18 protein-coding genes are annotated in these 19,412 nt (G+C 67.6%); 15 read left to right on the top strand and 3 right to left on the bottom strand.

Annotation, left to right across the window (positions count from 1 at the left end):
• Window positions 1-35: 35 nt before the first annotated feature.
• A complete protein-coding gene (locus ABE546_RS03840) occupies window positions 36-968 on the top strand; it encodes an AEC family transporter (RefSeq protein WP_313219846.1) in 933 nt (310 codons plus the stop codon).
• Window positions 969-993: 25 nt separating this feature from the next.
• On the opposite strand, the gene ABE546_RS03835 is transcribed toward ABE546_RS03840, so the two are convergent.
• On the bottom strand, window positions 994-2,478 hold the full coding sequence (locus ABE546_RS03835) for an AAA family ATPase (protein WP_313211210.1): 1,485 nt from the start codon (window positions 2,476-2,478) through the stop codon (window positions 994-996).
• Between the two features lie 132 nt (window positions 2,479-2,610).
• Between ABE546_RS03835 and ABE546_RS03830 the strand changes: the two genes are divergently transcribed.
• From ABE546_RS03830 to ABE546_RS03790, 9 genes are all read left to right on the top strand, one after another.
• Complete coding sequence (locus ABE546_RS03830; protein ID WP_313211211.1) at window positions 2,611-3,243, top strand: ParA family protein; 633 nt, start codon at window positions 2,611-2,613, stop codon at window positions 3,241-3,243.
• Window positions 3,244-3,256: 13 nt separating this feature from the next.
• Window positions 3,257-3,733, top strand: a complete 477-nt coding sequence (locus ABE546_RS03825) for a histidine phosphatase family protein (RefSeq protein ID WP_121043976.1) — start codon at window positions 3,257-3,259, stop codon at window positions 3,731-3,733.
• Between the two features lie 42 nt (window positions 3,734-3,775).
• A complete protein-coding gene (locus ABE546_RS03820) occupies window positions 3,776-4,333 on the top strand; it encodes a YceI family protein (RefSeq protein WP_259462215.1) in 558 nt (185 codons plus the stop codon).
• Complete coding sequence (locus tag ABE546_RS03815; RefSeq protein ID WP_313211212.1) at window positions 4,330-6,363, top strand: phospholipase D family protein; 2,034 nt, start codon at window positions 4,330-4,332, stop codon at window positions 6,361-6,363. The genes ABE546_RS03820 and ABE546_RS03815 overlap by 4 nt, the downstream gene beginning before the upstream one ends.
• Before the next feature lie 25 nt (window positions 6,364-6,388).
• A complete protein-coding gene (locus ABE546_RS03810) occupies window positions 6,389-6,826 on the top strand; it encodes a hotdog fold thioesterase (protein WP_313211213.1) in 438 nt (145 codons plus the stop codon).
• 181 nt (window positions 6,827-7,007) lie between these two features.
• Window positions 7,008-7,799, top strand: coding sequence for a lysophospholipid acyltransferase family protein (locus tag ABE546_RS03805; protein ID WP_313211214.1), 792 nt, complete (start codon window positions 7,008-7,010; stop codon window positions 7,797-7,799).
• A 56-nt stretch (window positions 7,800-7,855) separates the two neighbouring features.
• Window positions 7,856-8,851, top strand: a complete 996-nt coding sequence (locus tag ABE546_RS03800; protein WP_313211229.1) for an alpha/beta fold hydrolase — start codon at window positions 7,856-7,858, stop codon at window positions 8,849-8,851.
• Between the two features lie 61 nt (window positions 8,852-8,912).
• Window positions 8,913-10,982 (top strand): tetratricopeptide repeat protein, encoded by a 2,070-nt coding sequence (locus ABE546_RS03795; RefSeq protein ID WP_346462743.1) that lies wholly within the window; start codon window positions 8,913-8,915, stop codon window positions 10,980-10,982.
• A 10-nt stretch (window positions 10,983-10,992) separates the two neighbouring features.
• A complete protein-coding gene (locus ABE546_RS03790) occupies window positions 10,993-11,604 on the top strand; it encodes a YbhB/YbcL family Raf kinase inhibitor-like protein (protein ID WP_313211216.1) in 612 nt (203 codons plus the stop codon).
• A 197-nt stretch (window positions 11,605-11,801) separates the two neighbouring features.
• On the opposite strand, the gene ABE546_RS03785 is transcribed toward ABE546_RS03790, so the two are convergent.
• Both ABE546_RS03785 and ABE546_RS03780 read right to left on the bottom strand, forming a co-directional pair.
• Window positions 11,802-12,626, bottom strand: a complete 825-nt coding sequence (locus tag ABE546_RS03785; RefSeq protein WP_346462742.1) for an META and DUF4377 domain-containing protein — start codon at window positions 12,624-12,626, stop codon at window positions 11,802-11,804.
• A gap of 71 nt (window positions 12,627-12,697) precedes the next feature.
• Window positions 12,698-13,492: an undecaprenyl-diphosphate phosphatase gene (locus tag ABE546_RS03780; protein WP_313211218.1), complete on the bottom strand. Its 795-nt coding sequence runs from the start codon at window positions 13,490-13,492 to the stop codon at window positions 12,698-12,700.
• Between the two features lie 277 nt (window positions 13,493-13,769).
• Here ABE546_RS03780 and glnA point away from each other — a divergent pair, with 277 nt between their 5' ends.
• The 5 genes from glnA to ABE546_RS03755 all read left to right on the top strand — a co-directional run bounded on the left by glnA (window position 13,770) and on the right by ABE546_RS03755 (window position 19,409).
• Window positions 13,770-15,179, top strand: a complete 1,410-nt coding sequence (gene glnA / locus ABE546_RS03775; RefSeq protein ID WP_121044004.1) for a type I glutamate--ammonia ligase — start codon at window positions 13,770-13,772, stop codon at window positions 15,177-15,179.
• A gap of 377 nt (window positions 15,180-15,556) precedes the next feature.
• Window positions 15,557-15,895: a P-II family nitrogen regulator gene (locus ABE546_RS03770; RefSeq protein ID WP_019184907.1), complete on the top strand. Its 339-nt coding sequence runs from the start codon at window positions 15,557-15,559 to the stop codon at window positions 15,893-15,895.
• 18 nt (window positions 15,896-15,913) lie between these two features.
• Entirely contained in the window at window positions 15,914-17,347 is a 1,434-nt protein-coding gene (gene amt, locus ABE546_RS03765; protein WP_346462741.1) for an ammonium transporter, read from the top strand.
• 140 nt (window positions 17,348-17,487) lie between these two features.
• A complete protein-coding gene (locus ABE546_RS03760) occupies window positions 17,488-18,237 on the top strand; it encodes an N-acetylmuramoyl-L-alanine amidase (RefSeq protein WP_346462740.1) in 750 nt (249 codons plus the stop codon).
• Window positions 18,234-19,409, top strand: a complete 1,176-nt coding sequence (locus tag ABE546_RS03755) for a murein transglycosylase A (RefSeq protein ID WP_346462739.1) — start codon at window positions 18,234-18,236, stop codon at window positions 19,407-19,409. Before ABE546_RS03760 ends, ABE546_RS03755 begins: the two co-directional genes overlap by 4 nt.
• Window positions 19,410-19,412 lie beyond the last annotated feature (3 nt).

Raw genomic sequence — 19,412 nt, 5'->3', positions numbered from 1 at the left:
GCGGCGGCCACTGCCGGATCGGCTAGGCTGTCGCGATGGCGTTCGATGCATTCGCTCTCATCCTGACCATGCTCGGCCTGGGCATGGCGTTCTCGCGTCTGCGCGCGTTGCCCGACAACACGGCCGATGTGCTCAACCGCATCGTGCTGTATGTCTGCCTGCCGGCGGCGGTGCTGATCTACGTCCCGCGGCTGCATCTGGATATCAGCCTGATCGGGCTGGTCGCCACGCCGTGGTTGTTGATGCTGTGCACGCTGGCCGGGGTCAGCCTGGCCACGCGCGTCTTCGGCTTCGCCCGCGACGTGCATGCGGTGCTGCTGATCTGCGTGGCGCTGTCCAATTCCAGTTTCATCGGCTACCCGATGGTGCGTGCGCTGCTCGGTGATCACGCACTGCCGTATGCGGTGGTCTACGACCAGTTCGGCACCTTCGTGCTGCTGTCCACGTTCGGCCTGTATGTGATCGCGCGCTACAGCGGCGACACCCCGCCTACCGCCGCGCAGATCCTGCTGCGGATCGCGAAGTTCCCGCCGCTGTGGGCGTTGCTGTTCGCGTTGACCCTGATGCCTGAACAGCCGCCGGGCTGGATCGGCACCGGACTGAAGCAGCTGGCCGATGCGATGCTGCCGCTGGTGATGCTGGCGGTCGGTTTCTCCATCCAGCTGCGCCTGCCACTGGATGAACTCAAGCCCCTGGGCATCGGGTTGCTGCTCAAGCTGCTGGTGATGCCGGCACTGGCGCTGCCGATCTCCTGGGCGTTCGGCCTGCACGGCACGATGCTGCAGGCCAATGTGCTGGAGTCGGCGATGCCGACCATGATCACCGCCGCCGCGCTGGCAATGTCCCATCGCCTGGCCCCGCGCCTGGCCGCTGCACTGGTTGGCTACGGGATCCTGCTGTCGCTGGTGACGCTGCCGGCGTGGGTGTGGGTGTTGCAGCGCGGGGCCGGTGTTCAGGGTCCGCCGTGATGCGGCAGCCGACCAACGGTCGGCGCTACGCGTCCGCGCTGACGGTGCGCCCGCGTGCCCACTCGCGCAGCGCGGTGACCTGTTCGGCCATCAGCACCGACAACGGCCGGCTGCCGCGGATCTCCTGCATCAACAGTTCGGTATCCAGCACGCGTGATTCGGCATGCGCGGCGTACAGCCCCGAGACCACCGCCTGTTCGATCTCCGCACCGGAGAAGCCATCCGCCGCGGCCGCCAGCGCGGGCAGCGCGAAGTCGTCGGCATTGAGCTGGCGCTTGCCCAGGTGCAGGCGCAGCAGCTCGACCCGGGTGTTGGCATCGGGCAGATCGACGAAGAAGATTTCGTCGAAACGGCCCTTGCGCAGCAGCTCGGCCGGCAGTTCATGCACCTGGTTGGCGGTGGCGACGATGAACACCGTGCTCTTGCGCTCGGCCAGCCAGGTCAGCAGGTGGCCGAGCACGCGGCGCGACACGCCGCCGTCTTCGCCGCCACTGGCCAGGCCTTTCTCGATCTCATCGATCCACAGCACGCACGGGGCCAGCTGCTCGGCCGAGGCGAGTGCGTCGCGCAGGTTCTTCTCGGTCTCGCCGTGGTACTTGTCGTACAGGCTGCCGAAGTCCAACCGCAGCAGTGGCACGCCGAAACCGGCCGCGGTTGCCTTGGCCAGCATCGATTTGCCGCAGCCCTGCACACCGAGCAGCAGCATGCCCTTGGGCGGGTCCAGGCCGGCCGGGCCCGCGCCGCCGAGGAACACCGGCCGGCGCTGGTTGACCCAGCGCTTGAGCCGGTTGGCGCCGGCCACGTCGGCAAAGCGGGTGGTGTCGTATTCGAAGTGCAGGTGGCCGGCCCGGTTGAGCAGCTCGAACTTGAGCCGGGCCAGCTGTGGCAGGTCGTCCTGGCTGAGTGCGCCGTCGGCGAAGATCAGCTGCCGGGCGATCCGCCGCGCGTCGACCAGGCTCAGTCCGCGCAGGTTGTGCAGGATCTTCTGGACCGCCTCGTTGTCCACCTCCACGCGCCGCCCGCCGTTCTCGCGCGCATAGGTTTCAGCTTCCTCGCGCAGCATCTTCAGCAGCGCGTTTAGGTCGGGCAGGCGCGGATTGAAGCGGGTGGCCAGCGCTTCCAGCTCGGCCGGCAGCTCGACCTTGGCCCCGATCAGCACCAGCACATGGGCCTCGCAGTGCCGCCGCTGGATCAGGTCGCGCAGGGCGCGCTGGTGGCTGGCATAGCCCAGGTAGGGGTGGAAATCGAGCAGCAGATAGATGCCGCGCTGCTCGGCCTGGCGGATCATCTGCAGGGCCGAACTGGCATCGGGCGGGCCGACCGGGTCGTCCTCGCGGTCCATGTCGATCCGGCGCAGGCCCTCGGTGATCGACCAGCGGTGCAGGGCACGCCAGACATGCATCAGGGTCTGGCGGAACAGCTCCACCACCCGGCCCTCATCCTGGGTCTCGATGATGATCAGCGGGGTGTTGGCGCGGATCAGCGCGCTCAGGTCCTGTAGTTCGCTCATGCTGGCGGTCAGTCCATTGGAACCACCCACGATAGCAAAGCCGTGGCCGTCGGTTCTGGTTCAGCGCTGCGACTATCTCCGTCACAGGCGCCGGTGTAGGCTGCGGGAACGTTCCCCGGAAGCGAGGCTTGCATGAAGACGATCCTGGTGGCCGGTTCCAAGGGCGGGGTGGGCAAGACCACCGTCGCCACCCACCTGGCGGCGCATTCGGCATTGGAAGGCAAACGGACCGTCCTGGCCGATGCCGATCCACAGGGCTCCAGCACCCGCTGGGCGCAACGCCGCTCGGTCCTGGAAAGCGCCGTGCTGCCGATCGACGTGTACCGCAAAAAGAGCTGGGAACGACTGGTTCCCGAGGGCACCGACGAGGTCATCATCGATGCCCCGGCCGGTGCGATGGCCGACGATATTCCGCATTTCCTTGACGTTGCCGATGCGGTGGTGGTCCCCGTGCTGCCCTCCGCGCTGGACATCGAAGCCATCGTCGGCTTCCTCAACAGCCTGTCCAAGGTTCCCCGCGTACATAACCGCCGCCTGCCGGTCGGGCTGGTGCTCAACCGCACCAAACCCTGGACGCAGACCTCGCAACAGGCGATACAGATGTTGGCCGATTGGCCGTATGAGGTCGTCGCGCAGTTGCGCGACAGCCAAAGCTATGTGGTGATGGTCGGGCTCGGACGGAGTCTGTTCGACTACCGCTCGGCCCAGGTGCGCGAGCACCAGAATGACTGGGAGCCGCTGTTGAAGTGGCTGAAGAAAGCCTGACACGAGAGATCCCATGCGAGAACTGATACTGCTGCGTCACGCCCATGCTGAAACCGCCAGCACCGGCCAGGCCGATCTGGACCGCCCGCTGTCGCCGGTCGGTCTGGCCGAAGCCGAGGCCGCCGGCCGCTGGCTCAAGGAAAACAATCTGCTGCCGGACTGCGTGCTCTGCTCGCCGTCGCGGCGGACCCGCGAAACCCTGGAAGCCGTCCTGGGCATCACCGGCTTCGTCGAGAAGCGGCTGGAGGATGCTGTCTATGAGGCCACCCCCGGCACCCTGATGGGGTTGATCGATGCACGCCGCGATGTGGACCGCCTGCTGGTGGTGGGCCATAACCCCGGCCTGGAACAACTGGTGGCCCTGATGAGCGAGGGCACCAGCAGCGACTACCGGGGCATGCCGCCGGGTGGGATCGCGGTACTGGCCTTCGACCGTGAGGCCGCCATCGAGCCTGGCGTGGCCAGCCTGACCGCCTTCTGGTGGCCGTAAGCAGTGTGGGCAGTCCGCGCGGCGTGGTCCGGGCTGCTGTTGATGGCAGGGGCGGTGCATGCCGCCCCGCCGTCGTCGGTACCGGCTCCGACCAGCCATGCCCTGGCCTTCGATACGGCCAGTTCGCGCTTCGGGTTTGAGATCCGGACGCGGCTGGGACAGCGCATCGAGGGCGTGTTCCCGCGCTTTGAAGGCAACATCGAGGTGCTCTCCGACGGTCGCCACCAGGTGCACCTGCGGATGTTCACCCGTTATGTGGAAATCCCCGGCAAGCCCCGGTACACCGGCTGGATGCGCGGCGAGGAGTTCTTCGACTCGGCCCGCTACCCGGTGGTCGAGTTCGACTCGCTGCCCTACTGGCCCGAGGTGGTGGACAAGGGCGGCAGCATCCAGGGCCGGCTGATCCTGCGCGGGGTCAGCCACCCGGAGACCCTGCGGGTCGAGCCGCCGGCCTGTGCCCGGGCCGGGTATGATTGCGATGTGGTCAGCCGCGGTACCGTCCAACGTGGCCGGTATGGAATGGACAGCTGGCAGCTTGCCCTGAGTGATCGAGTGACCTTTGTATTGCGTGCGCGTCTGAGCGAGGCGCCGAAACCGTGAATCCATTGCTGCGTCTGTTGGTGCTGGCAACGCTGTTGCTGGGCAGCGGCTGTGCCTCGCTGTCCAACGCCGAACGCGAGCGCGCGGCCGGCATCGCCGTGCAGGCGCGCTCGACCGTGGTCGACTGCGACCAGCCGGACCGCTGCGCGCTGGATTCACCGCTGCGCGCGCTCGGTGGCCGCGCCTTTGCCGAATCCCACCCGGGGCAGCCGCGGCATTACGCCACCATCCTGGACGAAGGCGAGATCTCGCTGGTCGCACGGTTGAACCTGATCCGCAGCGCCACCCGCAGCATCGACCTGCAGACCTACATCTTCGACAAGGACGACAGCGCCCGGCTGGTGCTGGACGAACTGCAGGCGGCCGCCCGCCGCGGGGTCAAGGTGCGCGTGCTGATCGACCAGCTCTCGGCGATCTCCGACTTGGAGATTCTCGGCGCCCTGTCCGGTAGCCATGCCAATTTTTCGCTGCGGGTCTACAACCCGACCTTCGGCAAGGCACGCCTGAACTACTTCGACTACGCCGCCAGCGTGGTCTGCTGCTTCCGCCGCTTCAACCAGCGCATGCACAACAAGCTGCTGGTGGTCGACGATGCGTTGGGCGTGGTCGGTGGGCGCAATTACCAGGACGACTATTACGACTGGGACAGTGAATACAATTTCCGCGACCGCGACGTGATCGTGGCCGGCCCGGAAGTGCGTGAGATGGCCGCCAACTTCGATGCCTTCTGGCGCGCGCCGCGCAGCGTGCCGGCCGAGCGCCTCAACGATGTGGGGCGAACCCTGCTCCGCCAGGGCGTACCGGCCATGCCGCCGGCCGACTTCCGGCGCCCGGAGCGGGTCGAGCGGGTCAGCGAAGAAGCCAACGATCCGGACTTCGTGCGGCGTACCTTCGTCGACACCGCTCTGCCGGTAGCCTCGGTGCAGTACGTCGCGGACCTGCCACGCAAACATCGCCGCGAACGCGCCAGCCAGCCGGCCAACGGCCAGCACGTGACCGAACCGCAGCTGGATGCGCTGATTGCCAGCGCGCAGTCCGAGGTGTTGCTGCAGACGCCGTATCTGGTCCTGTCCAAGCCGGCGCAGCAGCTGTTCCGCACCCTGCGCAAGCGCGAGCAGGCGCCGCGCGTGGTGGTCTCGACCAACAGCCTGGCCGCCACCGACAACCCGATCGTCTACGCGCTGTCCTACAAGTACAAACGCCGCAACCTGCGTGAGCTTGGCTTCAACATCTACGAGTTCAAGCCGTTCCCGCTGGATGCGCCGGTGGATTACCGCAATCTGCTGCCCGCACCGCTGGGAACCGAGGAGCCGCCGTCGCAGGGCAAGCGCAGCAGCCTGCTCGGCGGCAGCGCGGCCGGCAGCAATGCGCGCGGCAGCGCCGACAACCGTGCCAGCAGCGGCCCCCGCCGAGGGAGCGCCGATCGAAACAGCGCCAGCGGTCGCCGCCGCAGTACCGATGGCAGCGAAGTCGAGCGCCGCGTGCTGCGTGCCGAAACCCGGCCCTCGTTCCTGGGCACCAAGGCGGTCAACAAGCCGCTGCCGGTCACCCGCAAGGGCGCGCGCATGGGCCTGCATGCCAAGTCGATGGTGGTTGACCGCCGCATCGGCGTGATCGGCACGCACAACTTCGATCCGCGCAGCGAGAACTACAACACCGAAGGCGCGGTGATCATCGATGACCCGGTGTTCGCCGAGGCGCTGGCGCAGAGCATCCTGCGCGACATCCACCCGCAGAACTCCTGGGTGGTCGCGCCGCGTGCCAAGCCGCCGGTGCTGTCCGGCCTGAACTACAGCGTCGGCAAGGCCTCCGAGGCGCTGCCGGTGCTCGATTTCTGGCCGTGGCGCTACGCCACCGATTACGAATTCCAGCCCGGGCCCGCGTGCCCGGATCCGCTCAAGCGGCAGGACCCGGCCTTCCACACGTGCTATGTCGCCGTCGGTGACTTTCCCGAAGTGAATGTCGGGCCGAAGTGGCTGCTGGTGCGCATGCTCACCGCCTTCGGCGCCGGGCTGGTCCCGATCCTGTAAGTCTGCAACCCCACGGAGAAGCTGCATGTCCCAGGTATTCCGCGACGCGGTGTCCATCGAAGCGCTCAACGCGCTCAGCCGCAACACGCTCATCGAGCACCTGGGCATCGCGTTCACCGCCGCCGGCGAGGACTGGATCAGCGCGACCATGCCGGTCGATGAACGCACCCGCCAGCCGTACGGCATCCTCCACGGCGGGGCGTCGGTCGTGCTGGCCGAAACCCTCGGCAGCAGCGCCGGCAACCTGTGCGTGGATACCACCGCGCAGGTCTGCGTCGGGCTGGAGATCAATGCCAACCACATCCGCGCCGTGCGCGCCGGCACGGTGACCGGCACCGCGCGTGCGGTGCATGTCGGGCGCAGCACCCAGGTGTGGGACATCCGCATCGAGGACGAGGCCGGCAAGCTGGTCTGTACCTCGCGGTTGACCCTGGCGGTGGTGCCCGCCGTGCGCCCGGGCTGATCGCGCGCATGGCACGGATGCTGTGTTGCGTGGCCCGCGACAGTGCGCCGGCGCATGTGGGCACGGCCGTTGTGCCGCCGGTGGCCGTTGGCTTGACGGCTTGCGGCGGCTGGCTTGCGCACGCCATCGATTTGTCCGGATTCCGCTGGCAGAGCCTGCGGCGCTCGGGTATCGTTCGCGGATGAATTCCCCCACTCCGGCCTCACGTGGCGGCGTGGCGCGTGTGTGCCGTTACCTGTACCGCGTACCGCTGCTGCTGGTCCACCTGTTGCTGTTCCTGCCGATGCTGCTGATCGCCATGCTGCCGCCGTGGGGGCGTATGCGTGTGGGCGAGCGCACGTTCGAACATGCGGCGGTGAACGCCTGGTCGGCCGGCCTGATGTGGATCTTCGGCTTCCGCCTGCACCGGATCGGCACGCCGCTGCCGGGCGCGGTGCTGTTCGTGGCCAACCATGTCAGCTGGGTCGATATCTCGATGCTGCACAGCCAGCGGATGATGGGCTTCGTGGCCAAGCAGGAGATCGCCGGCTGGCCGGTGGTCGGTTGGCTGGCCGCGCGCGGGCAGACCATTTTCCACCAGCGTGGCAGCACCGAATCGTTGGGCGGCGTGATGCAGGAAATGGTCGTGCGCCTGCGCGAAGGCAAGGCGGTCGGCGTGTTCCCCGAAGGACGCACCCGCGGTGGCCATGAAGTCGGCCCGTTCCATGCGCGCATCTTCCAGGCCGCCGTCGAGACCCAGGTCCCGATCCAGCCGGTCGCGTTGCGGTATGGCTGGCGCGGTGATGCGCAGACAATTGTCGCGTTCGGCCCGAAAGAGAGCTTCTTCGCCAACTTCCTGCGTGTGCTGGGAGAGCCGGCACGGCGGGCCGAGGTGCACTTCCTCGCGCCCATTGATACCCACGATCTGGAAGGCCGTCGCCGCATCGCAGAAACCTCGCGTGCGCGCATCCTGGCGGCCATGTCCGCCGAGTAGGCGGTGGTGATCCTTCACACGCCAGCGTCGCGGCCGGGAGCAGGCTCGCGCCCATGTTGACCGCTGCCGACTATCACCCCCCGCGTTGGCTGCGCAATCCGCACCTGCAGTCGATGCTCAGTTCCAGCCGGATGCGCATGCAGCGCGGCCTGGTGCTGCTGGCGGCCACCGGCGCACATACCGACGAACTCATTCTCGATGGCGGCGAAGGCGTCCGCCTGCAGGGGTGGCACAGCTATATCCAGGGACGCCAGCCGATCGGCATGGCGTTGCTGCTGCATGGCTGGGAAGGCAGTGCCGAATCCAGCTACATGCGCATGACTGCCGCGCGGCTGCTGGAGGAGGGCTACGACGTGGTGCGGCTGAACTTCCGCGACCACGGCAACACCCACCACCTCAACCCCGGCATCTTCCACTCCAACCGCATCGATGAAGTGGTGCAGGCCGCCGGCGACATCGCCCGACGCTGGCCCGAGCTGCCCCTGGTCGCGGCCGGTTATTCGCTGGGTGGCAACTTCGTGCTCCGCCTGGCCCTGCGTGCGCCCTCGGCCGGCGTGCCGCTGCGCCGCGTGGCCTCGGTCTGCCCGGTGCTGGACCCGGCGATCACGATGGAGAGCATCGAGAACGGCCCGGCAATGTATGACTGGTACTTCCGGCGTAAATGGGCTGGCTCGCTGCGCCGCAAGCGCGATCTGTTTCCCGAGCTGAGCGACTGGGACGACCGCGTGCTCAAGCTGGACATCCGCGCGCTGACCGCCTGGCTGGTCGAGCACCACACCGAGTTCGGCTCGCTGCAGGCCTACTTCGATGGCTACTCCATCGCGGGTGATCGCCTGGCCGGGCTGCAGGTGCCGGCCGACATCCTGATGGCCCAGGACGATCCGGTGATCCCGTTCGCCACCTTCAACGGCTGGCGTCTGCCGGCCCATGCCCACCTGGAGATTGCCCCGTGGGGCGGCCATTGCGGCTTCCTGGAAAACTGGCGCGGCGATGGCTTCTCCGAGCGCTGGGTAGCCCAGCGGCTGCGGATCGAGGCCAATACCCCCGCCTGATCGGGCGTTCTGGCCGGCCGGCCCCGCTACAATCGGGGTTTGCCCTCGAGTTCGGACCGTCATGCAAGACCAGATTCTCCAAGCCCTGCGCCGCAATGCGGCCGACGACGCGGTACAGCTGGCGCGCGAATGGACCACGGCCGAGCCGGAGCAGCCGCAGGCGCACCGCTGGCTGTCGCTGTCGCTGCAGCAGCAGGGCCAGTTCGATGACGCACTGGCCAGCCTGCAGCAGGCGCTGACGCTGGCGCCGGACAACGCCGACCTGCATCTGCAGCAGGCGGGCCTGCTGCTGGCCCTGCGCCAGTTCGATGCGGCCGGCTCGGCGCTGGACCGCACGGCCGAACTCAATCCCAACGAACTGTCCGCGTACGTGATGCAGGCGCATCTGGCGCTGGCCCGCAACGACGTGGATGAAGCCGATCGACTGACCCGCCTGGCGCTGCGCGTGGACGCCGAGCATCCGGAACTGGCCGCGCTGTCGGGCATGGTCGCGCTGCGCCGTGGCGAGGTGGATCGCGCGCTGGCCCAGCTCTCGGCAGCCAGCCAGGCGCTGCCCGATGACGCCCGTGTGTTGTATGCGCTCGGCTTCGCCTACCTCGGCAAAGACATGTTGGCCTTCGCCGAACAGGCCTTCCGCCGTGTGCTTGCCCTGAATCCGGCGACCACCGCCCTGCAGGGGCTGGTGGTCCAGCTTGCGCTGCGCCAAGGCAACCTGGAAAGCGCGTCGGACATGATGCGCCAGGTGCTGGCGGCGCCCGGTGGCGACACCCCGGCCATGCGCCGTCTGGCCGGGGAGCTCGAACTGCAGGCCGGTCAGCCGTTGCTGGCGCTTGAGCACCTGTTGCCGGTGCTGGCGCAGTGGCCGTCCGATCGCCACACGCTGCAGATGCTGCTGATGGCCTGGCAGCGCCTGGGGCGTGAACAGCAGGCCCGGGAAACGCTGGATGCGACCCTGGCCGATCATCCCGAGGTGCATGACCTGTGGATGGCGCGCCTTACCGTGGAACCCGTGGGTGGCCCGGAAGCGGTGGCCGTGGGCGAACGCTGGCTGCAGGCCATGCCTGAGCACCTGCCGGCACTGGAAACGCGTCTGCGCCTGCACGACATGAACAACGAAGCCGACCAGGCCGAGGCCGTGGCCGAGCGCATCGTCGCGCTGGAGCCGGGCCGGGTGTCTGCTGAAGTGCGCCTGGTCGACGGCCTGCTCACGCGCGAGCCGGCCGCCGCCATTGCGCGCGTGCAGGCGCTGCATGACAACGCACCTGAAGAAGCGAAGGCCGGACTGCGCGCGTGGCTGGGGTCCGTCCAGGACCGTGCCGGCCAGTACCACGATGCGCTGCGGACGTGGGTGGACCTGCATGCGGCCGAGGCACCCCAGCGCCTGCCGTTGCCGCCGCAGGCCAAAGCCCCGCTGAGCTGGCCGGAGCTGGCGCCGGTGGCTGAGGACAATGCCATCGCCCCGCTGTTCATCTGGGGTGCGCCGGGCTCCGGGGTGGAGCGGGTGGTCGCCGCGATGGCGGCCGCCAGCCCGGTGATGCGCGGTGACCGCTTCGGGCCGACGCCGCCCAACGATCCCTTCCAGCGCTATCACACGCTGCAGGAGCTCTCGACCGGCAAGCTCACGCCCGAGGCGCTGGTGGAGCAGTGGCGCAGCCAGTTGCCGGCCCGGGGCATCGCCGAAGGCGCGGTGATCGACTGGCTGCTGTGGTGGGACAACGCACTGCTGTGGGCGCTGCGCCCGCAGCTGCCGGAAGCACGCCTGGTGATCGTGCTGCGCGATCCGCGCGACATGCTGCTGGAGTGGATCGCCTTCAGCGCCCCGGCGCCGCTCGCGGTGACCTCGGTGCACGAAGCGGCCGAATGGCTGGCGCGTTCGCTGGCCCAGGTCGCCACCCTGCACGAACAGAGCCTGTACCCGCACGCGCTGCTGAAGATCGACGACATCGGCAACGATCCGCAGGCGATGGCCGAGTACCTCGGCGCCCAGTTCGGCATGCGTTTCCCGCCCGCACCCACGCTTGGCCCGGCCCGCATGGCACCGGGCCACTGGCGCGATTACCGCGATGAAATGGGCCCGGCCTTCGCGCTGCTGACCTCGGTCGCCGTGCGCCTGGGCTACCCGGAAGAATGAGGAGACCGGTATGCATCTGAGCAGTGACAGCATCACCAACGGCCAACCGATCGCCGCCACCTTCGCGGCCGGCGATGCCGAGGGCTTCGCGCCCAACCGCAACCCGCAGCTGGCCTGGCACGATGTGCCGGCCGGCACCCGGTCGTTCGCGCTGCTGTGCATCGACCCGGATGTGCCGACCGTGCCGGACACGGTCGGCCGCCAGGATTGCACGGTGCCGCGCGATCAGCCGCGTGCGCACTTCGCGCACTGGGCGATGGCCGATATCCCGGCCGACGTGCGCGCGCTGGCCGCGGGCAGCTGCAGCGATGGCTTCACCGTGGGCGGCAAGACGCAGCCGGCGGGCCCGGCAGGCTGCCGCCAGGGCCTGAACGATTTCACCGGCTGGTTCGCCGGCAATCCGGACATGGCCGGCCAGTACCTGGGCTACGACGGCCCGTACCCGCCGTTCAACGATGAGCGCGTGCACCGCTATTTCTTCCGTGTGTTCGCGCTGGACGTGGCCCAGCTGGTGCTGCCCACGCCGTTCACCGCCGCGGATGTGCTGCATGCGATGCACGGGCACGTGCTGGCCGAAGCCTCGCTGCATGGCACCTACACGTTGAATCCGGCGCTGGCGTGAGGTGATACGTGCCGACCGCAGGTCGGCGCGCCCCGGTAGGTACCGACCGTTGGTCGGCGCCACATCCGGTAGGTACCGACCGTTGGTCGGTACTGCGCTGTCGGGAGCCGGCCAGCGGCCGGCACTACAGTCGGGAGCCGGCCAGCGGCCGGCACTACGGGATGAAGAAGGGCGGCCCGTGGCCGCCCTTCTGCGTCTTACTTTGTCTCGTTCGCGGACTCGACCACCATGTCCAGCACATAGGCGTTGGACGAGGCATCGGCCGGCGGGTTGGCGATCGTGTAGCGCTTCACGCGCACCACGTTGCGCACGCCGTCTTCGTGAGTGTAGCCCTCGATGACGTCGTAGAAGTTCTGCCACTCGCCCGGCTCGCCCTGCTTGATGCCGTTGGCGTCATAGCGGATCTCGCGGGTCTGCAGGCACTGCTTGTCGCGGATCATCGGGTGTGGGCACGGCTTGGTCTGCGCGGCCACTTCCAGGAACACCGTTTCGCCTTCGCCGCCGTAGCGGGTTTCAGCGGTCGGTTCCGGGGTGAACACCAGCACATCCCCGTTGGCGGTACGCAGGGTCAGCTGGCCGGCATCGCCCAGTTCGGTCTTGAGCGCGCCTTCCAGGCGGCTGCCGACGGCCTGGTCCAGCGCCATCAGGTGCTTGTCCGTGCAGGCCATCATGGTCGAGGCCATCGGCGAGATGGTCAGCGAACCATCGGCCAGCGTGTAGCCGCCGCCCATGCGGTTGCAGGTGTTGCTGATCGCGATGCGGTCATCCTTGAAGTCCAGCGTGACCGGCTTGTCGGCGCGGGCGAACAGCGCATCGATGCGCTTGCCGCCGGCGTCGGTGGCCGAATCCAGGCGCCAATGGCTGCCCTGCAGGCGCTGCACGTCCAGACGGGCCACGGCGGCCTGGTCGGCGGCGGCGGTCGGTGCCGGGGCGAGGTCATCGCGGCCGGCCGGGGCGGTGGAGGGGTTGCTGCAGGCGGCCATGAGGGCCAGCGGCAGGATCAGCATCAGGGTGCGTTTCATGTACATCTCCTTGGGAACCTGGGGAAAAACGCCGGCGCAGCCACAACGGGGTGACGTCGGCGCCGGGCCGTTCAGTTGCCAGCCGGCAACCAGAGCAGCAATGCCGCGCCCAGTGCGATGCGGTAAACCGCGAACGCCGTGAACTTGTGCGACTTGATGTAGCCCAGCAACCACTTCACTACGATGAAGCCGGTGACGACCGCGGCAAGGAAGGCCACGCCCACATCGGTCCAGTTCTCGCTGGCAAGCTTGCCGTCCTTGGCCAGTTCCAGGAAGGCATAGCCGCTGGCGGCGAACATGGTCGGGATGCCGACCAGGAACACGAACTCGGTGGCTTTCGCGCGGCGACTCAGGCCGAACAGCATCGCGATGAAGATCGCCGCCGCCGAACGCGAGGTGCCCGGGAACACACCCGCCACCACCTGCGCCACACCGACCAGGATGGCGACCTTCCAGGTCACCTCATCGCGCTCGGGCAGGCGCGCGGTGTAGGCCTCCACCAGGATCATCCACAGGCCACCGATGATCAGCGCCCAGGCCACCGGCGTGACCGTCTCCGGCAGCTCCCAGCCGGCCAGGCGGACCGGCAGGCCAACCACGGCGGTGACCAGGAAGGCGGTCCCGAGCTTGAGCACGTAATCCCGGTTGGCGCGCTCATGCAGGCCGGTCGCCAGGGACCACAGCCGCTGCCGGAACACCAGCGTGATCGCCAGGATCGCGCCGGCCTGGATGATGATGTTGAAGAAATCCGAGCGTGCTCCCAGCCAGTGCTGGGCGATCAGCAGGTGGCCGGTGCTGGAGATCGGCAGGAATTCGGTGAGGCCTTCAAGAATGCCCAGAAGGAGGGCGGAGAACAGGTCGGACATCGGCGGTACTGGAGCTCGCGGAAGGGAGGAATCGGGCAGCGGCGACAGCGGGACGCTGTGGCCAACGTCGCCTGTCGACGGCCCGTGGGCGTAAAGCATAGAGCATCGCGCATCGCACCAAAGGTGTGCGTGGTGCAGCGTTTGCACTGCTTTGGTGCGTCCGCCCACGCGGCGCGCGGTGCGCCAGGCCAGTGAAATCAAGGATTTGTGAACGCTGAAAAGTTGGCACGGGGTTTGCTGTATCTACCTACGCAATCACCCATCTGAGGTTTCACCGATGTCCGTGGAAAATGTTGAGAAGCTGATCAAGGACAACCAGATCGAGTTCATCGACCTGCGTTTCGTCGATATGCGTGGTATCGAGCAGCACGTCACCTTCCCGGTCAGCATCGTGGAGCCGTCGCTGTTTGAAGAAGGCAAGATGTTCGATGGCAGCTCGATCGCCGGCTGGAAGGGCATCAACGAATCGGACATGGTCCTGCTGCCGGATCCGTCCAGTGCCTACATCGACCCGTTCTACGCCGACCCGACCCTGGTCATCAGCTGCGACATCCTCGATCCGGCCACCATGCAGCCGTACGGCCGCTGCCCGCGCGGCATCGCCAAGCGCGCCGAGGCCTACCTGAAGTCCTCCGGCATCGCCGAGCAGGCCTTCTTCGGTCCGGAGCCGGAGTTCTTCATCTTCGACTCGGTCCGCTTCGCCAACGACATGGGCCACACCTTCTTCAAGATCGATTCCGAAGAAGCCGCGTGGAGCACCGGTGACAAGTACGACGGCGCCAACAGCGGCTACCGTCCCGCCGTGAAGGGCGGCTACTTCCCGGTCCCGCCGACCGATTCGCTGCACGACCTGCGTGCGGAAATGTGCAAGACGCTGGAACAGGTCGGCATCGAAGTGGAAGTGCAGCATCACGAAGTGGCCACCGCCGGCCAGTGCGAAATCGGCACCAAGTTCAGCACCCTGGTGCAGAAGGCCGACGAACTGCTGCGCATGAAGCACGTCATCAAGAACGTCGCCCACCGCAACGGCAAGACCGCCACCTTCATGCCCAAGCCGCTGGTCGGCGACAACGGCAGCGGCATGCACGTGCACCAGTCGCTCTCCAAGGGCGGCACCAACCTGTTCTCCGGTGACGGCTACGGCGGCCTGAGCCAGCTGGCGCTGTGGTACATCGGCGGCATCTTCAAGCACGCCAAGGCGATCAATGCCTTCGCCAACTCCGGCACCAACAGCTACAAGCGCCTGGTCCCGGGCTTCGAAGCCCCGGTGATGCTGGCCTACTCGGCCCGCAACCGTTCCGCCTCGTGCCGCATTCCGTGGGTGTCCAACCCGAAGGCGCGCCGCATCGAAATGCGCTTCCCCGATCCGATCCAGTCCGGCTACCTGACTTTCACCGTGCTGATGATGGCCGGCCTGGACGGCATCAAGAACCAGATCGACCCGGGCGCACCGAGCGACAAGGATCTGTACGACCTGCCGCCGGAAGAAGAGAAGCTGATCCCGCAGGTCTGCTCCTCGCTGGACCAGGCCCTGGAAGCGCTGGACAAGGACCGCGAGTTCCTCAAGGCCGGTGGCGTGATGAGCGACGACTTCATCGACGGCTACATCGCACTGAAGATGCAGGAAGTCACCAAGTTCCGCGCGGCGACCCACCCGCTCGAGTACCAGATGTACTACGCGAACTGAGCAACAGGTGACGATGACGAAGGATTTCCCTCCCACCCTTCGTCATCGTCGCCGCCTTTCCGGCTGGGGAGCCGGCAAGGTACGTCGTACAGCGGACCGTTGGTCCGCTACGAAAGGGTAGAGCGGACCGTTGGTCCGCTATGAAAGGGTAGAGCGGACCGTTGGTCCGCTTCACCACCAGGGGCAAGAGAGACCGGACGCGTGTCATGGGCCCTTCCTCCCTCCCGCGTCACCGCTGGCGTCGCCCTTCGGGCGTCGGCAACGGCGTGGCCCATGCAACGTTCGGCGCAACGACCGGCGGCCATGTGCAAGTGGCCGCCGGTTGACCTGACATCGGTCCCACGTGGGCCGGTTCCATCCACCATCGGGATATGCGCATGAAATTGATCTCCGCCATCATCCGGCCGTTCAAGCTCGACGAGGTCCGCGAGGCCCTCTCCGACGCTGGCGTGTCGGGCATCACCGTGACCGAAGTCAAAGGCTTCGGGCGCCAGAAGGGCCACACCGAGTTGTATCGCGGCGCGGAGTACGTCGTGGATTTCCTGCCGAAGATCAAGATCGAGACCGTCGTGACCGACGATCGCCTGGAGGCCGTCGTCGAGGCCATCCAGACCGCGGCCGGCACCGGCAAGATCGGCGACGGCAAAATCTTTGTCACCGCGGTCGAACAGGTCGTCCGCATCCGCACCGGCGAAATCGGCGCTGACGCGCTCTAACCCCACTCGGAGCCCACAATGAAGACCTCTTTGTTCACCGGGTGGCAAGCCCGGTTCCATGCCGTGTGCCTGATGATGCTGCTCAGCGCATTGGCCGTTGGTGCCTTCTCCAGCAGCGCGCACGCCCAGGCGCAGGTCACGCCGGCACCCTCGGAGACGGTCGCGGTCGAGCCGCTGCCGGCCACGCCGGAGGCCACGGCTGCCCCGGTCGCCGAAGCCGCTGCTGCAGCCACCTTCGACCACGGCGATGTCGCCTGGATGCTGACCTCCACCTTGCTGGTGCTGCTGATGGTGGTGCCGGGCCTGGCCCTGTTCTACGGCGGCCTGGTCCGCTCAAAGAACGTGCTGTCCATCCTCAGCCAGATCCTGGTGGTGTTCTCGCTGGTGCTGATGCTGTGGGTGGCCTATGGCTACAGCGCGGTGTTCAGTGAAGGCAACGCCTTCTTCGGCTCGTTCACGCAGTTCGCCTTCCTCAAGGGCTTCGGCCCGGACACCGTCGGCAACACGCCGATCGCCGGCCTGCCGGACTACCTGTTCGTTGCCTTCCAGTCGACCTTCGCCGGCATCACCACCGCCCTGATCGTTGGTGCGTTCGCCGAGCGCATCAAGTTCAAGGCCGTGCTGCTGTTCTCTGCCCTGTGGTTCACCCTGAGCTACATCCCGATGGCGCACATCGTGTGGGGCGGTGGCTATCTCGGTGAGATGGGCGCGATCGATTTCGCCGGTGGCACCGTGGTCCACATCAATGCCGGCGTGGCGGGCCTGGTGGGCGCGTACTTCGTCGGCAAGCGCATCGGCTACGGCCAGACGGCACTGAAGCCGCACAACGTGCCGTTCACCTACATCGGGGCGATGCTGCTGTGGGTGGGCTGGTTCGGCTTCAACGCCGGCTCGGCCGCCGCGGCCGATACCGTCGCCTCGCTGGCCTTCATCAACACCATCCTGGCCACCGCTGCTGCCGTGCTGGGCTGGACCCTGGTCGAAGCGGTCAGCAAGGGCAAGCCGTCCGCGCTGGGCGCCGCCTCCGGCGCCGTGGCCGGCCTGGTCGGCATCACCCCGGCCTGCGGCACCGTGGGTCCGCTGGGCGCGATCGTGATCGGCCTGGTCGCCGGCGTGGTCTGCGTCTGGGGCGTCACCGGTCTCAAGCGCCTGCTCAAGGTCGATGACACCGCCGACGTGTTCGGCGTGCACGGCATCGGCGGCATCGTCGGTGCACTGCTCACCGGTGTGTTCAGCGCGCAATCGCTGGGCGGCACCAAGGCCGATCTGGACATCGGCCACCAGGTCTGGGTGCAGCTGGTCAGCGTCGGCTTCACCATCGTCTGGTGTGCCGTGGCCACCGTGCTGATCCTGCTGGTGGTACGCATGGTGTTCGGCCTGCGCGTCACCGAAGAAGCAGAGCGCACCGGCCTGGACGTCACCTCGCACGGCGAGTCGGCCTACGAGGCCTGAGCTGCGCGATACCGCATTAGAAACGAGAGAGAGATGCTTTACCTTCGCCGGCGGCCTTCGGGTCGCCGGCTTCTTTGTGGGCGCCTGCCGGGCATTACCGTGCTTTGGCAGCTGATCGTGCAATCACGCACAATGCAGGCATGCACGTGACCCGTACTTCCCTCGCACTGCTCGCCCTTCTGCTGCTCGCCGCCTGCGCCAGCACCGAGGTCCGCAGCCCGCTCGCCACCTGGGTGCCGTCGCCGAACCACAACGCGCGCGCGCCGGTGGTGATCGTGTTGCACCACACCGATCAGCATTCCGTGCAGCAGAGCCTGGACACGCTGCGCAGCGCCAACAGCGGCGGCAAGGTCAGTTCGCACTATCTGGTCGGGGCCGATGGCCACATCTACCAACTGGTGGGCGATGACCGGCGCGCCTGGCATGCCGGTCCCGGTCGCTGGGGGACGATCACCGATCTCAACTCGGCCTCGATCGGCATCGAGATCGACAACGATGGCAACACGCCGTTCGCACCGGCACAGATCGCGGCCTTGATCCGCCTGCTGGATGACCTGTGCACGCGCCTGCGCATTCCGCCCAGCCAGATCATCGCGCATGCCGATCTGGCGCCCTCGCGCAAGCAGGATCCCAGCCGTTTCTTCCCGTGGCAGCAACTGGCCGAAGCCGGTTTCGGCGTGTGGCCGCGCGCAGCCGATGGCCCGGCACCGGTCGGCTTCGATCCCTGGATGGCCCTGCAGACGTTCGGTTACCCGATGGACGACCGCGCTGCTGCCGTCGGCGCCTTCCATCGCCGCTTCCGCGGCCGCGATGATCTCCCCGCGGATCTCGATGCCGAAGACGCCCGCATCCTGCACTCGCTGCTGCTGCAACAGGAACGCCGCCCATGAAGTTCACGCCCGTCCTGTCCACACTCAAGCACGCCGCGCTGATGGGCGTCGGGTTGGCGCTGTTGAGCGCGTGCGCGGTCGCGCCGCAGCGCCCGGCATCACCAGCGCCAGCGCCAACCAGCACCTATGCGAAGGCAAACTGGAGCGCATTGCCCGCCGTCGCGGACGCCGATCTGCAAGCCGGCTTCGCGGCCTGGCGCAGTGCCTGCCCGCGCCTGAAGACGGAGGCCAACTGGGCACCTACCTGCGCAGCGGCGGCCAAGGTTGCCACCACGCCGGCCGCCATCCGCCAGTTCCTGCAGGCGAATTTCGACGTCTATGCGCTGCGCGCCGCCAACAACCGGGCTGACGGCCTGATCACCGGCTACTACGAGCCCATCTACGCCGGCAGCCTCACGCGTACCGCCAAGGCATCGGTGCCGGTGTACGGCGTGCCGGACGACATGGTCAGCGTCCAGCTCGACAGCCTCTACCCCGAACTCAAGGGCAAGCGCCTGCGCGGCCGCTTGGAAGGGCGCGTGCTCAAACCGTATGACGATGCCGCGCGGATCGCCGCGAACGGCGTCAAAGCACCGGTGCTGGCTTGGCTGACCCACCCGATGGACCTGCAGTTCCTGCAGATCCAGGGCTCCGGTCGCGTCCAGCTGGCCGACGGCCGTCAGCTGCGGATCGCCTACGCCGACCAGAACGGCCATCCCTATCGCCCGATCGGCCGCTGGCTGGTGGAGCAGGGCGAGCTGAAGCAGGCCGACGTCAGCATGGCCGCCATCCGCGCCTGGGCCGATGCCCATCCCGCGCGCGTGCCTGAGCTGCTGGCCAGCAACCCCAGCTATGTGTTCTTCACCCGTGGCCCGGACAGCGATGACGGCCCGCGCGGCTCGTTGAACGTGCCGCTGACCGCCGGCTACAGCGTCGCGGTGGACCGCAACGTCGTGCCGCTGGGCAGCCTGCTGTGGCTGTCCACCACGCGCCCGGACGGCACCGCCCTGGTGCGCCCGGTCGCCGCGCAGGATACCGGTGGTGCCATCACCGGCGAAGTGCGCGCGGACCTGTTCTGGGGCACCGGCGATGCGGCGGGTGAGCTGGCCGGGCACATGAAGCAGAAGGGCACGATCTGGATGCTGTGGCCGAAGGGTGTGGCGTTGCCGAAGGCGCCGGACAAGAGCGAGTGACAC

Origin of the sequence: Stenotrophomonas sp. TWI377, from assembly GCF_039674525.1 — a bacterium.
In the GTDB taxonomy this organism is placed as follows: Bacteria; Pseudomonadota; Gammaproteobacteria; order Xanthomonadales; family Xanthomonadaceae; genus Stenotrophomonas.
The sequence above is the reverse complement of the archived record's forward strand: the minus strand, read 5'-3'. Positions and strand labels throughout refer to the sequence as shown.